This is a genomic window from Oscillatoria sp. FACHB-1407 (genome assembly GCF_014697545.1).
Lineage (GTDB): Bacteria > Cyanobacteriota > Cyanobacteriia > Elainellales > Elainellaceae > FACHB-1407.
The window spans coordinates 81,763-98,049 of sequence record NZ_JACJSA010000006.1; the positions used below are offsets into that span (position 1 = coordinate 81,763).

Consider the following 16,287-nt stretch of genomic DNA (forward strand, 5'->3'; position numbering starts at 1 on the left):
ACCCCAAAGAATCCTATGTACGACTTATTCAACTTATTCTTCTCAGAGGCGTTTATTCCTCATGGGCATTGTTATCTTTGGAAACCAAGTCTGGTCTGGCTCCACCTCCTCTCAGACTCCTTCATCGGTTTAGCGTATTACTCCATTCCGCTAACCCTGTCTTATTTTGTGCGGAGACGACAAGATCTCCCCTTTAACTGGATATTTTTGCTCTTTGCGGCATTCATTGTCGCCTGTGGAACGACTCACCTGATGGAAGTCTGGACGCTGTGGCATCCGGTCTATTGGTTTTCTGGAGCCATTAAGGTGTTTACCGCGATCGTTTCTGTGTTCACAGCAGTTCAACTCATTCCACTTGTACCAAAAGCCCTAGCCCTCCCCAGTCCGGCTCAATTAGAACAGGCAAACCGCGAACTTAAGCTCTATCAGAACCAATTGGAAGATTTGGTGGCAGCCCGAACGGCTGAACTGGTGGCTGCAAACCAGCAGTTGCAGCAAGAAATTAGCGATCGCAAACAGGCTGAGTTAGAAAGAGAACGTCTCTTAGCTCAACTGCAAGAAGCTAACGCACTGCTCGACACCTTGTTTAATAACGCGCCGATTGGCATTGGGTTGTGGGATGAGCGATCGCGGTATGTGCGCCTCAACCAGGCGTTGGCTGATATCAATGGCTTGCCCCAAGATGTTCATATTGGTAAGACCGTAGCTGAGTTATTACCCACAGTGAGTGCAAATGTGACAGAGGCGTTTCGTCATGTCCTGACAACAGGGGAATCATTGTTAAACCAGGAGGCAATGGGTGAAACGCCAGCGATGCCTGGTAAACAACGGTTCTGGCTGGTCAGCTATTACCCCATTCGGTTACCGAGAAATATCACCTGGGTTGGTGCAGTGTGCGAGGAAATTACAGAACGAAAACGAGCCGAGGCTGAACGGGAAGATCTCCTGGTTCGAGAACGGGCAGCACGAGAAGAGGCAGAAGCCGCAAACCGTACGAAAGACGAATTTTTAGCGGTGTTATCGCATGAGTTGCGATCGCCCCTCAACCCCATCTTGGGCTGGGCGCAGTTGCTTCGCACCCGCAAATTTGACGAAGTCGGGACCGCTCGTGCCTTAGAAACGATTGAACGCAACGCCCGGTTGCAAACTCAGCTGATTGAAGATTTGTTGGATGTCTCCCGGATCTTACGGGGAAAAATGGTACTTAACGTCGAACCTGTCAGTTTAGTGTTGCCTATTGAAGCGGCATTAGAAACGGTGCAACTGGCGGCAGAAGCGAAAAATATTCAGATTGACACGCACCTCGATCACCAGATCAAACCGATCGCAGGAGACTCTAACCGACTCCAGCAAATTGTTTGGAATCTTCTGTCAAACGCGATTAAGTTCACGCCAGAGGGTGGACGAGTGGAGGTGAAGTTGGAGAGTGTTGAGAGCCTAGACATAACTCAGTCAGACGGCTCAACTCAAAACTCAACCTCCAAACTTCAACCCTTGTACAACTATGCTCAGATTCAAGTGAGTGATACGGGTCAGGGCATTAATCCAGCCTTTTTGCCGCGTGTGTTTGATTACTTTCGCCAAGCTGATGGCAGCACCACTCGTAAATTCGGCGGGTTGGGGTTGGGGTTGGCGATCGTTCGTCATCTGGTTGAACTCCACGGAGGCACAGTTCATGCTGCCAGTCCTGGTGAAGGCATGGGAGCAACGTTCACCGTTAAGTTGCCGCTGATGACAAACGTGCCCCAATCAACGCTAAATTCAGAGCCGATCTCCAGTACCATCGATTTAAGTGATGTTCAAGTGCTTGTGGTGGATGATGAAGCCGATATGCGCGACCTGATGACGACTGTTTTACAGGAATATGGAGCCAAAACCCAGGTGGCTACCTCTGCGACTGAGGCGATCGCCCTGATTACCCAATCCAAACCCGACATTTTACTGAGCGATATTGGGATGCCCGGAGAAGATGGCTACATGTTAGTGCGTAAACTGCGACAAATGTCCCCGGAGCAGGGAGGCACCATTCCGGCGATCGCCCTGACTGCCTATGCCGGAGAGATTAATCGTCAGAAAGCACTCCTGGCAGGATTTCAACTCCACGTTCCCAAGCCAATTGAACCGACAGAGTTGGTGAAGGCGATCGCAAGTCTGGTGGGCTCCCAGCCATAATGGGACTGGCGCGAATCGGAGTTTAGCTAGAGACAACGCCTAATCAAGCGATTGCTTGACTGTCCCTGACGATTTGACTGGAGACGAGAGGATGATCTCATCGGTTGCAATCCGACCCGATACTGAAGCTGATCAACTCAAACGAGCCTTTGCCGAGACGATGGTGGCAGCCTCCGGGCAACTCTTCCAAGCGGTGACCCAAGCTGCCCTTCAAGAGATCAGTGCGATCGCCCCTCATGTGGCTGAAGCGGCAGAGCATTTGCAACCCTGGCTCTCCGATGACACTTGCCTGTATCCCTTCTGGGCATTGGGTGCGTTTTACACCCATCAGGCGACCTATAACCAGGCACTCGTCTGGTATGAACAGGCGATTGCCACTGCTGAAGCTCGCCTGGGAGTAGATCATCCCCTGGTTGCCCAAAGCCTGATGCAGTTCGGCACTGCCCTCCACACTCAGCGTGGCGATCTTGCCCAAGCAGAGGCTCTCTATCGGCGATCGCTTCAGATTCTCGAACAGCAGTTTGGTTCTGATTCAGTGGAAGTGGTGCCAGCCCTGGTTGGATTAGCAACACTCTGTCAGCAGCCAGGCCGCTATGCAGAAGGGGACGCCCTCTACCAGCGATCGCTCCAGATCCTCGAACAGCAGCCAGAGCCAAATCCTCTTGCCATTGCCACGACTCTCGATCATTGGGCAGAGTTGTGTCGTGCTTGGGGGCATTACGGTCAGGCGGAGTCACTTTATCAGCGATCGCTGCAAATTCTCGAACAGCAACCAGATCCCAATCCCACTGCCGTTTCCATATTCCTCAACAATCAGGCACGGCTCTACACGAACCGCAAGCAATACTCCAAGGCAGAAGCGTTGTATCAGCGATCGCTACACCTGTTGGAGCAGGAATTGGGGACAGATCACCCCGGTTTGGGGGCAACGCTCAAAAACCTGGCAAACCTCTACGCCTATCAGCGACGTTTTGCTGAGTCTGTGCAAGTGCACCAACGATTGATCCACATTGTCGAACAGCAGCTTGTTCCCAATCATCCCATGCTGACGACTGCCCTCAACGATCTGGCAGTGTTGTATTGTGACCAACTGCGCTATGACGAGGCAGCACCCCTGTTTGAGCGATCGCTCCAGATTATGGAAGACCACTTGGGTGCCGATCATGTAGCGGTTGCCCAGGCTCTGAATAACCTGGGGGTGCTCTACTGTGAGCAGCAGCGGTTTGCCGAAGCCGAACCCCTGTTGCGTCGTGCTGTGAGCATCAGTCAGAGGCAAGTTGGAGAGAATCATCCGGCTACTCGCAAAATTCAAGAGAGCCTGGATAGCCTGGTCACGGCTCTGCAAACTCCTCACACACCACCCCCCAACCCTGACTTCACCATTGAGGAGATTCAGGGGGTGAAGTTCCTCCAATCCTTAGGTCGCTTTGGTGAAGCGGAAGCGCAGCTTAAGTTCATTCTGTCCGCCCGCGAACGTACCTTTGGACGCGACCATCCCCATGTGGCAGAGGTGCTCAGCTTGTTGGCGCGGCAATACCTGGAGCAACGGCGATTTGCGGAAGCCCAACCCTTGCTAGAGCGATCGGTCAATATGCAGGAACGGTTGTTAGGTGCAGCAGATCCGGATACCGCAGAAACCTTCCACAACCTGGCATCGCTGTATCTTGAACAACACCGCTACGCTGATGCTGAGAAGCTATTGCTGCGATCGCTCCAGGTTTGGCAATCACTGGGCAGCGATCGCCTGGAGGTGGCAGCCACTCTCAATGCCCTGGCAAGAGCCTATCAGGGGCAGGGATTTTATGGAAAAGCAGAAGACGCCTTTCGTCGCGCCTTAGATATTGATCAGAAGCGGTTGGGGTTCAATCATCCCCATGTTGCCAACGACTTGAATAACCTGGCAATGCTGTATTGCCAGCAGAAACGATTTGCCGAGGCAAAACGATTACTACAACAGGCGTTTGCAATTCTAGAACAGCACCTTGGGCGCAACCATCCTGACACCCGCAAGGTGGCACAAAATCTGTTGATGCTGTCTCCACTCCGATTTCTGATTGCCCTTCTTTTTTGGCTTCTGTGGCTTTTGAATAAGGGAATTCGGGGACTGTGGTGGGTGGTGCGGTTACTCCTGTTTTTGCTGCTATTACCGTTTTTGCTAGCGACAGGGCGAGTGCGATTGGTGGTGCGCCGACGCTAAAAGTGAGGTTCATTGCACCTCATAATTTATTGGTTCTCACCAATTTGTCTCCATCTGCTGCAAGGGCGTTTCGCGAAACGCCCCTACAAATTCACATATCCGATCAGCAATGCCCCCAATCCAAAATCGCAAATCTAAAATCCAAAATGGCATAGCTGTCTTATAAGGTTGCCTGTGAAGCAAGCTATAACAGAAGAAAATTTCAAGCCCCCCAACTCCCTGAGGATGACCCGATGGTGCAGCTTGCAGTTCAGCAAAATACAGAAGCCAAGCAACTGAAGCGATCGCTGTGTTAGGTGATAGTGGCGATCGCCCCATGTCATAACCCACCCTCATGCGAAACATTAAAACCTCACCCGATGCTAACTAGTCATGACAGATGAACTGATTCAGAAGCTGAAACAACTCATCGAAGAAGATCTCCAAACTGCACCAGCAGCAGCTTCAATCGAGCAATTAGTTGAGCGTCTCCAGCAAGACGAACGCATTGAGCAGGCGATTCAAATTAACACGGGGGATGCCGTTGGGTTTCAAGCGATGGTACAGGAGGGCGGTGTTGCTAACATGGGCATTCACCTCCACGGCTGGGAAGAGGAAAAACTCACTCAGGTGCTGACCACATTTCTCAAGTCCCTCCAGCCCAAAGAAATCCCTAACAATGTTCCTTGCAGTGGCGTTGCCAAATTCATCGGACGTAAACCGGAACTGGAACGACTCCACACTCAACTGCAACAGGGAAGTTTGGTTTCCATTTCAGCCGTGGAGGGCATGGGCGGTGTCGGCAAAACGGAGCTAGCTATTCAATACACCCAACGGTATGCGTCTGCCTATGAAGGAGGAATTGCCTGGTTGTATGCCAGAGAGTTCAACGTGGGCACTCAGGTTGTGGGGTTTGCTCAGTCCCGCTTAAATTTGAAAATTCCAGAAGGACTGGAACTGCCGGATCAGGTTGCCTATTGCTGGCGTAACTGGCGTGAAGGGGATGTACTGCTCGTATTGGATGATGTGGTCAACTATGGTCGGGATGTAGAACCCTATTTGCCGCCGCCTGCATCAAGTCGATTTAAGGTGGTCATGACCACTCGACTTACCTTTGGTCCACCGATTCAGTCGCTATCACTTAATGTGTTGTCTCCCGATCAAGCTTTAGAATTGCTGACGGTTTTAATTGGAGACGCACGGGTACAGCCAGAGTTAGAGATTGCTAAAACCCTCTGCACCTGGTTGGAATATTTACCGTTGGGCATTGAGTTAGTGGGTCGTTATCTGCTCAAACGGACTGACCTATCGTTGGCTACCTTGCTATTTCGGCTGCAAGAAAAAGCCAAGAAACGACAAGCTATCCAACACGATGCCCTACAACGCGATGAAGCAACGGCAACCTCCACGGCACGACGGGGAGCCGAAGCTGCCTTTGAGTTGAGTTGGGACGAGTTGAATGAACCGAGTCAACATCTTGGTAAACTGTTGAGCCTATTCGCTCCTGCTCCCATTCCCTGGTATTTAGCAGAGCAGGTGGAGCAGAAGTATTGCGAGAATTCCGAGGGGGCGATCGCCTTTGATGATGAGGAGTTTGAGAATGCCAGAACCAAACTGTTGGATCTGCATTTACTACAACTTTCCCAACAGCAAGAGCAAACCTATCGACTCCATGCCCTGATTCGAGAGTTCTTCAGAAGCAAGTTGGAAGGGGAAACCGATGTTGCAGCTTGAGAAGAATCAGAAAACAGAGGCAGAACAACTAAAACGGGCATTGTGTCAGGTCATGGCAACAGTAGCGATCCAAGTTCCGCCATCCCCTACCAAATTTCTCATTCAGCAGATTGCTCCTGCTATCCCCCATATTGCTGAAGCTGCAACAACCTTGCATTCCTGGTTAACCGATACAGATATCATTGCCCCCTATCTGGGCTTGGGTTACTTCTACCAAGGACAGGCTCTCTACTCTCAAGCTCTGATCTGGTTTGAACATTGCCTCGCAACTGCTTGTTCTCGCTTCGGAGATGAACACCCGTATGTCGCCACCAGTCTCAATGAATTGGCATCACTTCATCAGGAACAAGGACAGTATGCAGAGGCGGAGTCACTGTATCGGCGATCGCTCACCATTCGAGAACAGCAGTTCAATCCAGACCATATTGCGATCGCAGCCAGTCTCAACAATCTCGCAAGACTCCATCAAGCGCAGGGGCACTATGAAGAAGCTGAACTGCTATATCAGCGATCGCTGCTCATCCTCGAACAGCAAAGTGAACCAAACAATGCGTTCTTAGCATCCAGTCTCAACAATCTAGCGGAAGTCTATCAGGAGCAGGGACGGTATGCAGAGGCGGAGCGACTCTATCAGCGATCGCTCAGCATTTGGGAGCAACAGTTCGGAGCCAATCACCCCGATGTTGCAACTGGACTGAATAATCTGGCGAATCTTTACCTATCCCAGGGACGCTATACAGAAGCCGAACGCTTTTATCAGCAGTCGTTATCCATCTATGAGCAACAGTTGAGCACTGACCATCCAGCTATTGCAGATGCTCTCACCAATCTGGCAGCGTTACATTACCTTCAGGGACGCTATACAGAAGCCGAACGCTTTTATCAGCAATCGCTCGCCATTCAGGAAGAGCACTTGGGAGTAGAGCATCCCGATGTTGCCACCAGTCTCAACAATTTAGCAGGTCTTTACCATTTCCAACGGCACTACAGTGAAGCAGAAAGGCTCTATCAACGAGCATTGACGATCCAGAAAACGCAATTGGGCGCAGATCATCCTGCGATCGCTACCACTCTTCAGAACCTGGCTAATCTCTACCAACTCCAAGGGTTTTATGCGAAAGCAGAGCCTTTGTATCGGCAATCGCTGATGATTCAAGAACAACAGTTGGGAAGCAATCACCCTGCGGTCGTTGTTGGATTGAATAATCTTGCCAATCTCTATCGCTTACAATCTCGTAGCGTTGATGCCGAACCTCTATTCGTGCGATCGCTAACCATCCTTGAGCATCACTTCGGGAGTGACCATCCTGAAGTCGCTACCAGCCTCGACAGTTTAGCTAGTCTCTACCTGTCCCAAGCTCGTTATGCAGATGCCGAAACCCTCTACCAGCGATCGTTCGCTATTTACAAACACCACTTGGGAGCAACCCATCCTCACATCGCTACCAGTCTCAATAACCTGGCTAATCTCTACAAAGCCCAAGGAGACTACGGCAAAGCTAAGTCTTTCTATAAACAAGCCCTTCAAATTGTTGAGCCGCAACTCGGGACGAACCATCCCCACACCACTACCATCCGCCAGAACTTGGAATTGATATCAGAAGTTGGAGGGTAAAATCAATGTTGCAGCTTGAGGTTCAGCAAAATACCGAAGCCGAGCAACTGAAGCGATCGCTGTGTCAGGTGATGGTGGCGATCGCCCCTCATAACCCTCCTCCTTAGAAACACCCGCACTTGGCACCCGTAAGCGCCCCACAACTACCTCATTCACACCTGATCGGAGGGGGTTTGGGGGACGCGCCTCGTCCTCCAGCAAGGGGGATTGGGGGAAAGCTTCCCCCAAGGCTCGCTTCCCAAACCTTCATTTTTAGCAACGTGTAACGATCGCCTTCCTTAATCTACTGCTGTGTTGAAATCCACAAAGGAACTATAGGACACTTTATAAAGCAAGCTATAACAGAAGAAATTCTCTCGTTCTTCCCTATGGCAACGCCCCCATCCTCCACACCTGCCAACTCTCCCCTTGAAGTCTTCTTCTCCTATGCTCACGAAGACGAAGGCTTACGCGATAAACTTGCTAATCACCTCAAACTGTTAGAGCGACAAGGGGTTATCAAGAAATGGCACGATCGCCAAATTCTACCGGGGTCAGAGTGGAAAGGACAGATTGACGGTCACTTAGAATCCGCCCACATTATCCTGCTGTTGATTAGCTCCGACTTCCTCGCTTCCGATTACTGCTACGACGTTGAGATGACCCGCGCCCTGCAACGTCACGATGCCAAAGAAGCGATCGTTATTCCCATCATTCTGCGTCCAATCGATAACTGGAATAAAAGTCCCTTCGGCAAACTCCAGGCACTTCCTACCGATGGTAAGGCTATCACCACTTGGTCAAACCAGGATGAAGCCTTTACCAATGTGGCTCAAGGCATTCGTCGAGTCGCTGAGGCATTCAACTCAGGCAGCTCAGCCGCCGATACAACCCCTCAACCAACCGTTACACCTCCTCCCTCTCCACCCTCTCCATCTCCGCTCATGAGCCAGACCAACACAGGCAATAGTACTGGCTGGCAGATTAACGTCAGCGGCGGCACCGTCAATATTGGTCATCCTCCTCAACTCTGACTAGAGTCGTCCGACCAGGAACGGACAGACCTAAATCCTCCACAAAACTTGCCCCGCAGTGGTGTTGTCGAATTTGTTGGACGCGCCGATGAACTGCACCAACTCCACACCCAACTCCAACAAAACGATCGCCTCGCTATCACCGCCATTCAAGGCATGGGAGGCATCGGCAAAACCGAACTCGCCCTGCAATATGCGATCGCCCCTCCCCATAACCCCATTCCTCTCAATCCTCTAGTAGCCGCATGACTGAGATCGTGACATCTGGAAATGCTAAAGGTTGAATGTCTCCATCCGTCAAAACAACCTCCGAACTATAGTCACCATTCACCGGATGACGGAATACGTGAAGCTGGTGTTTGGCTAAGTTCATGACCCAGTACTCACGGATGCCTGCGATCGCATACGTTTTGCGTTTACTGTCCAAATCCTTAGCCAGACTGGTGTTGGAGAACTCAATGAGCCAGAAGATATTGTCTGGGTAAGGGTGGTGGCGCAGATACTCACGTCCCAAAGGTTGCACAATCGCCAGATCTGGTTCTGGTTCAGAATCGCTGGATGGGATTGTAATGGGAGCCCCTTCTCGAATTTTGACGCGATCGCCCAGGAGCACAGCCAGATAATCCTTGGCTTCCGTCCGGTAGTAGGCATGAGGTTCGCCTTCAGGTGACATCTCAATAATTTCTCCATTCAGCAACTCAACTGAACGCCCCTCCAGCAGCCCGACCTCAATCATTCGGTGATAGTCATCTAATGTCCACTTTGCGATCGCAACACTCATATCATTCTCCCCTTAAGGGTTGGAGCCTTTTCTCATTTTATGTCGCTTGCCCCCTGAGGAAAGGAAATTTGTCAGCTAGTCTTGCAGCTAATCATCAAGCGTGAGTTACGCTATGACTAACGAAAAATCTGGTCTTCAGCGATCGCGCTTGAGCACTGGGTATCCAATTGAGAAAGATAGCTCTTACTGATAAAGGATGTGCTTATGGACCCCGCTACTCTGACTGCATTTCTTGCCCCCTTCCTGCCCACGCTGATGCAGTTCGGTGGCAAAGTTTTGGAGAGTGCTGCTGCAAAAACTGGAGAAAGCGCAGGCTCAACGTTAACCGAGAACGCATTGAAAAAAGCAGGTGCCATCTGGGAAAAGCTATTCCCGAAAGTGGAGGCGAAGGAATCGGCGAAAGAAGCAGCGGAAGATGTGGCGAAAGCTCCCGATGATGCCGATGCTCAGGCGGCGTTGCGCTTGCAGTTGAAGAAGATCCTGGAAGCTGACCCGGATCTGGCAGAGGCGATCGCCCAAATCATGCAAGAGGATGCGCCCGACGGCACAGCCGGAACGCAAATTGTGCAACATGTTATGGGCAATCAGAACCAGGTGATCGGTCAAGTGACGGGTGGCAACGTCTTTGGCAACATTACGGGCAATGTGAATCTATAGGGATTGGAGTTGCAGGGTTGTGTCAACGGATTCTGACGCTTCAAACCAACATTTGCAGATGCAGCAAGAGGTGACGGGCGATCGCAATCAGGTGATTGGGCAAATGTTGGGGGGTGTTGTGATCAACCAACTCACCATCCATGAGCGGATTCCTGAACCATCACTGCCACCCCCTATCAGTACAGCGAAGCCTCTGACCCAGCAGGAATATCGTCAACGCAAGGTCTTACTCAACAAGGTCAAAGAATATTGGGTCAAAGGTGTCCTCGAAACGTCTTTACATGCCAGGGCATTGATTGCACTAGGATTGCAAGAACGCCCTGACCTGGTGCAACGCCCCTTCAGTGGCGTTAAGGAGTTTGCCGAAACCCCGGGACAAGTCCTACCAAATGGCATCCCTGCCACGACCGTTTTTGACCAGATGGAAGCCGGACGCACCCTGTTGATTTTGGGCGAACCGGGTTCTGGCAAAACCATCACCCTGTTAAAGCTGGCTGAAGATTTGATCGCTCGGACGGAGACAGATTTCAGTCAACCCATTCCAGTCGTGTTCAATCTATCGTCCTGGGCTAGAAAACCGCAATCCATTAAAACCTGGTTGATTCAAGAACTGCTGGAGAAATACCAGGTCTCAAAAGCTCTGGGAAAAACCTGGGTGGAAACGGAAGCCTTGATTCTGTTACTGGATGGACTGGATGAAGTCAAAGCCGAGCAGCGCAGTGCCTGTGTGCAAGCCTTGAACCAGTTCATGCAAACCTACGGCACCACGGAACTCACGATCTGCTGCCGCATCAAGGACTATCAGGCTTTGGCCCAGCAGTTAATGCTCCGCAGTGCTGTTTGCATCCAACCCCTCACTCTGGATCAGATTGATCACTACGTCGATCAGGTCGGCGAACAACTCAACGCCTTAAAAACAGCATTGCATCAGGATGAGGAGTTGCAAGCGTTAGCTCAATCACCGCTCATGCTGAGCATTATGACGTTAGCTTATCAGGGCTGTGCCGTCGAAGAGATCAAACACAGCGGAACAATTGTTGATTATCGCCACCGTCTATTTGATGCCTATATCGAGCGTATGTTTCAACGACGGAGCACCACCCAACGCTACTCTCGGATGCAAACCCAGCACTGGTTGATCTGGTTGGCACAACGGATGACGAAAGCGGCTCAGACCGTGTTTTTAATTGAGAGATTACAGCCTGGTTGGCTACAGACTTCATGGCAGCGGCTCTGCTATCGCTTGATGAGCAGCGTCATTGGGATACTCATTGTAGCCTGTGCCAGCAGCATTCTGACTGGTGTTGTGGGTGGGTTATATGGTGCTCTATGGGGTGGGTTAACTTATGGGTTTCGCACCATGCTGGTTGTGGGGGTCTTATTTGGTCTAGCTATAGGGATGGGATATGGATTAGGGGGCGGTTTTCTACTTGGGATCATCTATGGCATTGTGGCACTCACCCTAAATGCCATTCAACCTGTTGAAACGTTGAGATGGTCTGGGCTAGCGGCCAAACAGAGTTTTTGGCAAGGTGCACTATTTGGGTTAGTTGGTGGACTGCTATTAGGGTTGTTGCTTGGGTTCTTTCCACAATGGTTTTCTAATGCAGAGTTTACGCGGCTTTCTACCCAAATGGGAGGCTTCACCTTTGGATTGCTGATAGGAATTATGTATGGATTATTTTTTGCGATCGCGGCAGGAGGAATCAGTGCCCTTTTAGGAGGGTTTCGCGGAGGCAGCATTCAAACCACGAGTCAGCCCAATCAGGGGATCTGGTCATCAGTACGGAATGCGATCACGCTGTCTCTTGCGGTAGGCGTGGTGATAGAAGCGATCGCCGTGTTAATCGTTGGTGGTCTAACCGATGGCTTTAGAGATGGCTTGCGTAATGAGTTAGTAGACGGCATCGTATTTGCACTGACTGGTGCGGTCATGGGTGGGCTGCTGGGGGGTGGTTCAGCTTGCATTCGGCACATCACTCTGCGACTGATGCTTTATTGCCTGGGGTATAGCCCCTGGAATTATGCCCACTTCCTCAACGACTGCACCGATCGCCTCTTCCTGCAAAAAGTCGGGGGTGGCTATATTTTTGTTCATCGAATGCTGCTAGAGCATTTTGCAGCAATGTCATTAGAACGGGGAGGGCGTTGAGCGTGCTGATCACCTACCGTTGATGCCATCGCCTATGCTATCAGTAACGCATTGTGCGTTTCCCTACATGCCCCTATTCCCAGATGCGATCGCCCAGACCCCGTAGGAGGACACCATGACCCTCACCGTCGAAGACCTCAAACGCTTCCAGCAACAACATCCTGACTACCGCCTCGAACTCGTCGATGGAGCCATCATTGTCATGAGTCCATCTGGTTTTGAATCCGATGAAATCGCTGCCGCCATTATCGCCCAACTCTGGGCATGGGTTCATCCTAGACGATTAGGGCGCGTTACCGCCTCCAGCGCAGGCTTCAAACTGCCAAACGCAGGTGAAGATGTCCGCGCTCCGGATGCCTCCTTTGTCAAAGCGGAACGCCTCAAACGCACCACGGAGGACTACGCCAACCTCGTCCCCGACCTGATCTTTGAAGTTCGCTCCAAAACCGATGATCTCGACACCCTGCGTGCCAAAATCCGACAGTTTCTGGAACTGGGTACCACTGTCGGTGCCCTGGTAGACTACCGCACCCAAACTATTGAAGTCTTTCGCCACCAGATAGACCCCGTGATTCTCAGCAATGGCGATCGCTTCACCGTCCCTGACCTCCTCCCTGGTTGGGAAATGGAGGTCTCTAGCATCTGGGCACCCGAATTCGACTAATGCCCGCCATTGTCAGTCAGTCCCACTATGAACGAACCTCACCCCATTCCCCAACTCCTGGTTTTTGACCACATGGCAGTAGGGCGCACGCTCTTAATCTTGGGCGAACCTGGATCGGGCAAAACAATCACACTCCTGAAGCTGGCTCAAAACTTGCTTGCCCGTACTGAGGCAGATTTAGTTCATTTACCGCCTCAAGGGTGTACTCGAGTCATTTGCCCATCGTACTTAAACCGTCCTTAAAAGTGTCCTTAAATGGGTGGAAAATCTCAACCATTTCTGGCTATGTCAGAGTTTGCCAGAGATTGCGGTTTAAGGACTCAAAGCCTTATATGTCTTAACTTCGGGGTGAACGGGACTGGCGCGAATCGAACGCGCGACCTACCGCTTAGGAGGCGGTCGCTCTATCCTACTGAGCTACAGCCCCAAACGAACTATAGCCATCATAGCAAGAGAGCCAGAAGAGTTTTCAGCTTAGTCACGGACTGATACAGAGCGTATGGGTAGCGAATGATGACCATTGAGTTTAGCGTTGAGTTCAGCTAATAGCTTGACTGCCAGAGGTTCCAGCGATCGCCCCACCATTGGCTCGACCACACGTCCTTGATAAAGTGGACGCAACACTGATTTTCCAATTGGGATGGCAACTGGTTCGCGGTGTCCTCCCGCAATTTCTGCCTTAATGAATCCTGAACCCGATCGGTTGCCGAACTCATTGGCAAACCAGGCAACATCACTTGCTTCGGGTGAACTGGCTAGATTACCTGCAATCGTGTCGTTCTCAAATGAGATCAGGGCTGTCAGGTTAAACAATCGGCTCGTTTGGATGAGAGTTTGGATGGCTTGACGAGTCGGTGTTGCTCCCAGGTTGTAGCGATCGAGCAGTTGTGCTAACGCTGGGATGGGGAGTGCATCCGTTGTATCAGAGATATCAGGAGCCATCAATAAACTGGGTTGGTTGAACAGTTGACCCAACGCTTCTAATAACACAATGTACTTGCAACCCAAACTATGACCAACCCAAACGTGTGGAATCGTAGCAGGATAATTCAACTCTGCACGAATGCGATCGCGTTCTTTTAATAAACCTTCAGCGATCGCAGTATGATTGAAACCAAGTCGAAAGGGTACAGCAATTACTGTATATCGTGCGTGATACAAACAGTTTAAAAAATGTGCATAAGATACGTGAGGCAATGTTCCATAGAGAGCACCTCCTAAGAACTCAATCACACCGATTGGGTCAGGATGTTGAGCAACCCAACTATGGGAAATTGGTCGAAAAATTGTAGTCATGTGAAGGAGTACCAGGAGTATTGTGTCGATCTAAGAGAGAAGCTTAAGTTTGTAGGAGAGTTGTCTGTGAAGAGAGTGACAGAAGAGAGATAAAAGGGCGTTGTGTGAAACGCCCCTACTGCTTGATGACCCTATGTTTTAGAGATAGGTAGAACAGTGAACCTTCTGCGCGTTGCTCCAAATTACGCAGTCAGCTTGATGATGCTTCCGGGATTAGCAGTTGGTAAAGGATAGGACTGCTGATCAAAGTCAGGATTAGGAACCGACAAATCACCCGGCAGGAAGGTGCCACGGGTTTGGGGAGTGACTAACAGTTCCACCGCTTTGTTAGGAGAATAAGGAGACAGAGTAATTTCAACATAACCCCGCACTTCTAAGTCAGCAACTTGTAAGCTAGCCCGATTTGGAGCAGGTTTAGAGATGTCTGGTTGCAGAATGAACAATGCGGTTTTGCCGGAGGGTAGAGTCAATTGTTGACTGGGTTTTCCGGTTACAGGATCAGCCACTAAATCAGTGAACGTATTGCCGTCGCCCATATCAGCGATCGCGATCAACTCGTCGTTATTCAAACCAGGTGTAGCATTAAATTGAATGGAGAAAGCGGCATCTGCTTCACCCAGTGCGTTAATGTTTGAGATTTGCAGGAAATATGCTTGAACTACTCGGCGAGAGACTTTCGGGTCAAAAGGACCGGGTGCGATGGGCTTAACCAGCAATTCAAAGGAAGAGACGATCATTTGAAAGAACTCCTGTGTCGTTACTCTTCCACGAAAACACTGGTACCTGTGTGATCGCAGCACACACAGGGGTACTTCTACAGATTTCCTAAAGATTCCTGCGAACCATTGAGGTATAGCTTTGGTCAGAAAGCTTAGGACAAAGGCAATGGCTCAAATCCTGATTCTGGGGAGTTTTCTGACTCGCCTCCGCCCCATCAAATGTGGCTATGGCTATACCACGGTTCAGTCCAGGGCGAACCTCCTATCTCAAGCCCTGCCAGGTTGCTTTGAGCGGAAATAATCAGCGTATCCGTTTTGGCATCGCGTTGCCAGAGGGTAACAGTTACATGACCGTGGGTGGTGTCTCGGCAATCAAAGATCATTCCTTGCAATGAGGGAACTCGTACCATTGTCCCGGATGCATTCGTTGTTCCGGTTAACTCAACTCGATAAGCGTCTGTCTCAGCTGTCATTTGCCACTTGCCCCAGGGGGAGACACACCATTGGACATGAGAATCGGTGCTGTTGAATTCATAAAATTTGCCTTGGTAATGAATCCCAACAAGTCCTACAGATTCTGTCCACCAGAGCACCTGACGTACTCCACCTACGGCAGTTAATGCTAATTCGGGTTCTTGAGCAAAAGCGTTGCAGTTGATCCAGAACCATTTTTTAGGGAAGGCACCGCCCCAGTTCTTTTCAGCGTAAGCCGGGGCATTTGAGAAGTTGTAGCGGTGGTTATCCCACTGAATCCACCCAGTGGCTAATCCGTGCGCCATGAGCACTTGCCATCCAGGCTCAAAAATTTGCAAATAGGAGAACCATCCTGCTGTAGAGCGTTGAGGTTGGTTGCGATCGCCCCAACCAGCAATTGGTTCAATGCGATATTGCCATTCCGCCGATCGCCCTACTGGGTCCTGCAACTTGCCCTGGTGCCAGGTAGCCGTAGCTTGATAGCCCTCTAAAACATGCTGATCAAAGTCTTCGGGAGTGAGATACCCCGGTTGCCTGGTTTCGCTGTTGGTTTTACCCCAGTGCCCCACACCCAGGGCATCTCTCCATGCCCAAAACTTACGAACATTGGGAAATGTCCGGCACAGATATCGGTCATCGGCTCCTAAAATCTGAGCCACGCCTCCGCTACACGCCTGATCACCCACAGGGTCTTCCATAGAGTACATGAAGGCAAAGGTTTGAGCCTCCTGGGGGAGTGTTAGCCGAAAGTACCAGCCTTCAAAGAAGCGATGATTCCCTCCGCTCCAGTGATAGCCACTATGAGGCGTTTGCAGCGGGTGACGATGCGACACT

The 16,287-nt window shown here is 50.7% G+C and carries 15 protein-coding genes and 1 tRNA gene; 10 read left to right on the forward strand and 6 right to left on the reverse strand.

The genetic code is table 11. The features are described from left to right. Window positions 1-15: 15 nt before the first annotated feature. Both H6G89_RS11800 and H6G89_RS11805 read left to right on the forward strand, forming a co-directional pair. Window positions 16-2,172, forward strand: coding sequence for an ATP-binding response regulator (locus H6G89_RS11800; RefSeq protein ID WP_190506319.1), 2,157 nt, complete (start codon window positions 16-18; stop codon window positions 2,170-2,172). 91 nt (window positions 2,173-2,263) lie between these two features. Next, entirely contained in the window at window positions 2,264-4,369 is a 2,106-nt protein-coding gene (locus H6G89_RS11805) for a tetratricopeptide repeat protein (RefSeq protein WP_190506321.1), read from the forward strand. A 36-nt stretch (window positions 4,370-4,405) separates the two neighbouring features. Here H6G89_RS11805 and H6G89_RS11810 read toward each other — a convergent pair whose 3' ends face one another. After that, complete coding sequence (locus H6G89_RS11810) at window positions 4,406-4,714, reverse strand: hypothetical protein (protein ID WP_190506323.1); 309 nt, start codon at window positions 4,712-4,714, stop codon at window positions 4,406-4,408. A gap of 27 nt (window positions 4,715-4,741) precedes the next feature. On the opposite strand from H6G89_RS11810, the gene H6G89_RS34415 reads away from it, so the two are divergent. The 4 genes from H6G89_RS34415 (at window position 4,742) to H6G89_RS11825 (ending at window position 8,959) form a co-directional block, all read left to right on the forward strand. Further along, complete coding sequence (locus H6G89_RS34415; protein WP_199336676.1) at window positions 4,742-6,082, forward strand: NB-ARC domain-containing protein; 1,341 nt, start codon at window positions 4,742-4,744, stop codon at window positions 6,080-6,082. Beyond that, window positions 6,069-7,697, forward strand: coding sequence for a tetratricopeptide repeat protein (locus tag H6G89_RS34420; protein WP_199336677.1), 1,629 nt, complete (start codon window positions 6,069-6,071; stop codon window positions 7,695-7,697). The genes H6G89_RS34415 and H6G89_RS34420 overlap by 14 nt, the downstream gene beginning before the upstream one ends. Before the next feature lie 368 nt (window positions 7,698-8,065). Then, complete coding sequence (locus H6G89_RS11820; RefSeq protein ID WP_190506325.1) at window positions 8,066-8,710, forward strand: toll/interleukin-1 receptor domain-containing protein; 645 nt, start codon at window positions 8,066-8,068, stop codon at window positions 8,708-8,710. A gap of 48 nt (window positions 8,711-8,758) precedes the next feature. Further along, a complete protein-coding gene (locus H6G89_RS11825) occupies window positions 8,759-8,959 on the forward strand; it encodes a hypothetical protein (protein ID WP_190506327.1) in 201 nt (66 codons plus the stop codon). Here H6G89_RS11825 and H6G89_RS11830 read toward each other — a convergent pair. Then, window positions 8,937-9,491: a Uma2 family endonuclease gene (locus H6G89_RS11830; protein WP_190506328.1), complete on the reverse strand. Its 555-nt coding sequence runs from the start codon at window positions 9,489-9,491 to the stop codon at window positions 8,937-8,939. The two genes, H6G89_RS11825 and H6G89_RS11830, sit on opposite strands and share 23 nt — an antisense overlap. A gap of 204 nt (window positions 9,492-9,695) precedes the next feature. Between H6G89_RS11830 and H6G89_RS11835 the strand changes: the two genes are divergently transcribed. The 4 genes from H6G89_RS11835 (at window position 9,696) to H6G89_RS11850 (ending at window position 13,207) form a co-directional block, all read left to right on the forward strand. Then, window positions 9,696-10,148 carry a hypothetical protein gene (locus H6G89_RS11835; protein ID WP_190506330.1) on the forward strand — a complete coding sequence of 151 codons (453 nt, stop codon included), beginning with the start codon at window positions 9,696-9,698 and terminating at the stop codon, window positions 10,146-10,148. Window positions 10,149-10,167: 19 nt separating this feature from the next. Then, entirely contained in the window at window positions 10,168-12,300 is a 2,133-nt protein-coding gene (locus H6G89_RS11840) for an NACHT domain-containing protein (protein ID WP_190506332.1), read from the forward strand. 115 nt (window positions 12,301-12,415) lie between these two features. Further along, window positions 12,416-12,964 carry a Uma2 family endonuclease gene (locus H6G89_RS11845; RefSeq protein ID WP_190506334.1) on the forward strand — a complete coding sequence of 183 codons (549 nt, stop codon included), beginning with the start codon at window positions 12,416-12,418 and terminating at the stop codon, window positions 12,962-12,964. A 27-nt stretch (window positions 12,965-12,991) separates the two neighbouring features. Next, window positions 12,992-13,207 carry a hypothetical protein gene (locus tag H6G89_RS11850; RefSeq protein ID WP_190506336.1) on the forward strand — a complete coding sequence of 72 codons (216 nt, stop codon included), beginning with the start codon at window positions 12,992-12,994 and terminating at the stop codon, window positions 13,205-13,207. A 110-nt stretch (window positions 13,208-13,317) separates the two neighbouring features. On the opposite strand, the gene H6G89_RS11855 is transcribed toward H6G89_RS11850, so the two are convergent. The 4 genes from H6G89_RS11855 to H6G89_RS11870 all read right to left on the reverse strand — a co-directional run bounded on the left by H6G89_RS11855 (window position 13,318) and on the right by H6G89_RS11870 (window position 16,286). After that, window positions 13,318-13,391: transfer RNA gene (locus H6G89_RS11855), tRNA-Arg, on the reverse strand. Window positions 13,392-13,438: 47 nt separating this feature from the next. Then, window positions 13,439-14,260 (reverse strand): DUF1350 family protein, encoded by an 822-nt coding sequence (locus tag H6G89_RS11860; protein WP_190506338.1) that lies wholly within the window; start codon window positions 14,258-14,260, stop codon window positions 13,439-13,441. 182 nt (window positions 14,261-14,442) lie between these two features. Continuing rightward, entirely contained in the window at window positions 14,443-14,997 is a 555-nt protein-coding gene (locus H6G89_RS11865; protein WP_190506340.1) for a hypothetical protein, read from the reverse strand. A 197-nt stretch (window positions 14,998-15,194) separates the two neighbouring features. Next, window positions 15,195-16,286, reverse strand: coding sequence for a tocopherol cyclase family protein (locus H6G89_RS11870; protein WP_190506342.1), 1,092 nt, complete (start codon window positions 16,284-16,286; stop codon window positions 15,195-15,197). Window position 16,287 lies beyond the last annotated feature (1 nt).

What these genes read in the sequence shown, in the direction of transcription:
- H6G89_RS11800 (WP_190506319.1), top strand. Translation starts at nt 16, where the DNA reads ATGTACGACTTATTCAACTTATTCTTCTCAGAGGCGTTTATTCCTCAT.
- H6G89_RS11805 (WP_190506321.1), top strand. Translation starts at nt 2,264, where the DNA reads ATGATCTCATCGGTTGCAATCCGACCCGATACTGAAGCTGATCAACTC.
- H6G89_RS11810 (WP_190506323.1), bottom strand. Translation starts at nt 4,714, where the DNA reads ATGTTTCGCATGAGGGTGGGTTATGACATGGGGCGATCGCCACTATCA.
- H6G89_RS34415 (WP_199336676.1), top strand. Translation starts at nt 4,742, where the DNA reads ATGACAGATGAACTGATTCAGAAGCTGAAACAACTCATCGAAGAAGAT.
- H6G89_RS34420 (WP_199336677.1), top strand. Translation starts at nt 6,069, where the DNA reads ATGTTGCAGCTTGAGAAGAATCAGAAAACAGAGGCAGAACAACTAAAA.
- H6G89_RS11820 (WP_190506325.1), top strand. Translation starts at nt 8,066, where the DNA reads ATGGCAACGCCCCCATCCTCCACACCTGCCAACTCTCCCCTTGAAGTC.
- H6G89_RS11830 (WP_190506328.1), bottom strand. Translation starts at nt 9,491, where the DNA reads ATGAGTGTTGCGATCGCAAAGTGGACATTAGATGACTATCACCGAATG.
- H6G89_RS11835 (WP_190506330.1), top strand. Translation starts at nt 9,696, where the DNA reads ATGGACCCCGCTACTCTGACTGCATTTCTTGCCCCCTTCCTGCCCACG.
- H6G89_RS11845 (WP_190506334.1), top strand. Translation starts at nt 12,416, where the DNA reads ATGACCCTCACCGTCGAAGACCTCAAACGCTTCCAGCAACAACATCCT.
- H6G89_RS11850 (WP_190506336.1), top strand. Translation starts at nt 12,992, where the DNA reads ATGAACGAACCTCACCCCATTCCCCAACTCCTGGTTTTTGACCACATG.
- H6G89_RS11860 (WP_190506338.1), bottom strand. Translation starts at nt 14,260, where the DNA reads ATGACTACAATTTTTCGACCAATTTCCCATAGTTGGGTTGCTCAACAT.
- H6G89_RS11865 (WP_190506340.1), bottom strand. Translation starts at nt 14,997, where the DNA reads ATGATCGTCTCTTCCTTTGAATTGCTGGTTAAGCCCATCGCACCCGGT.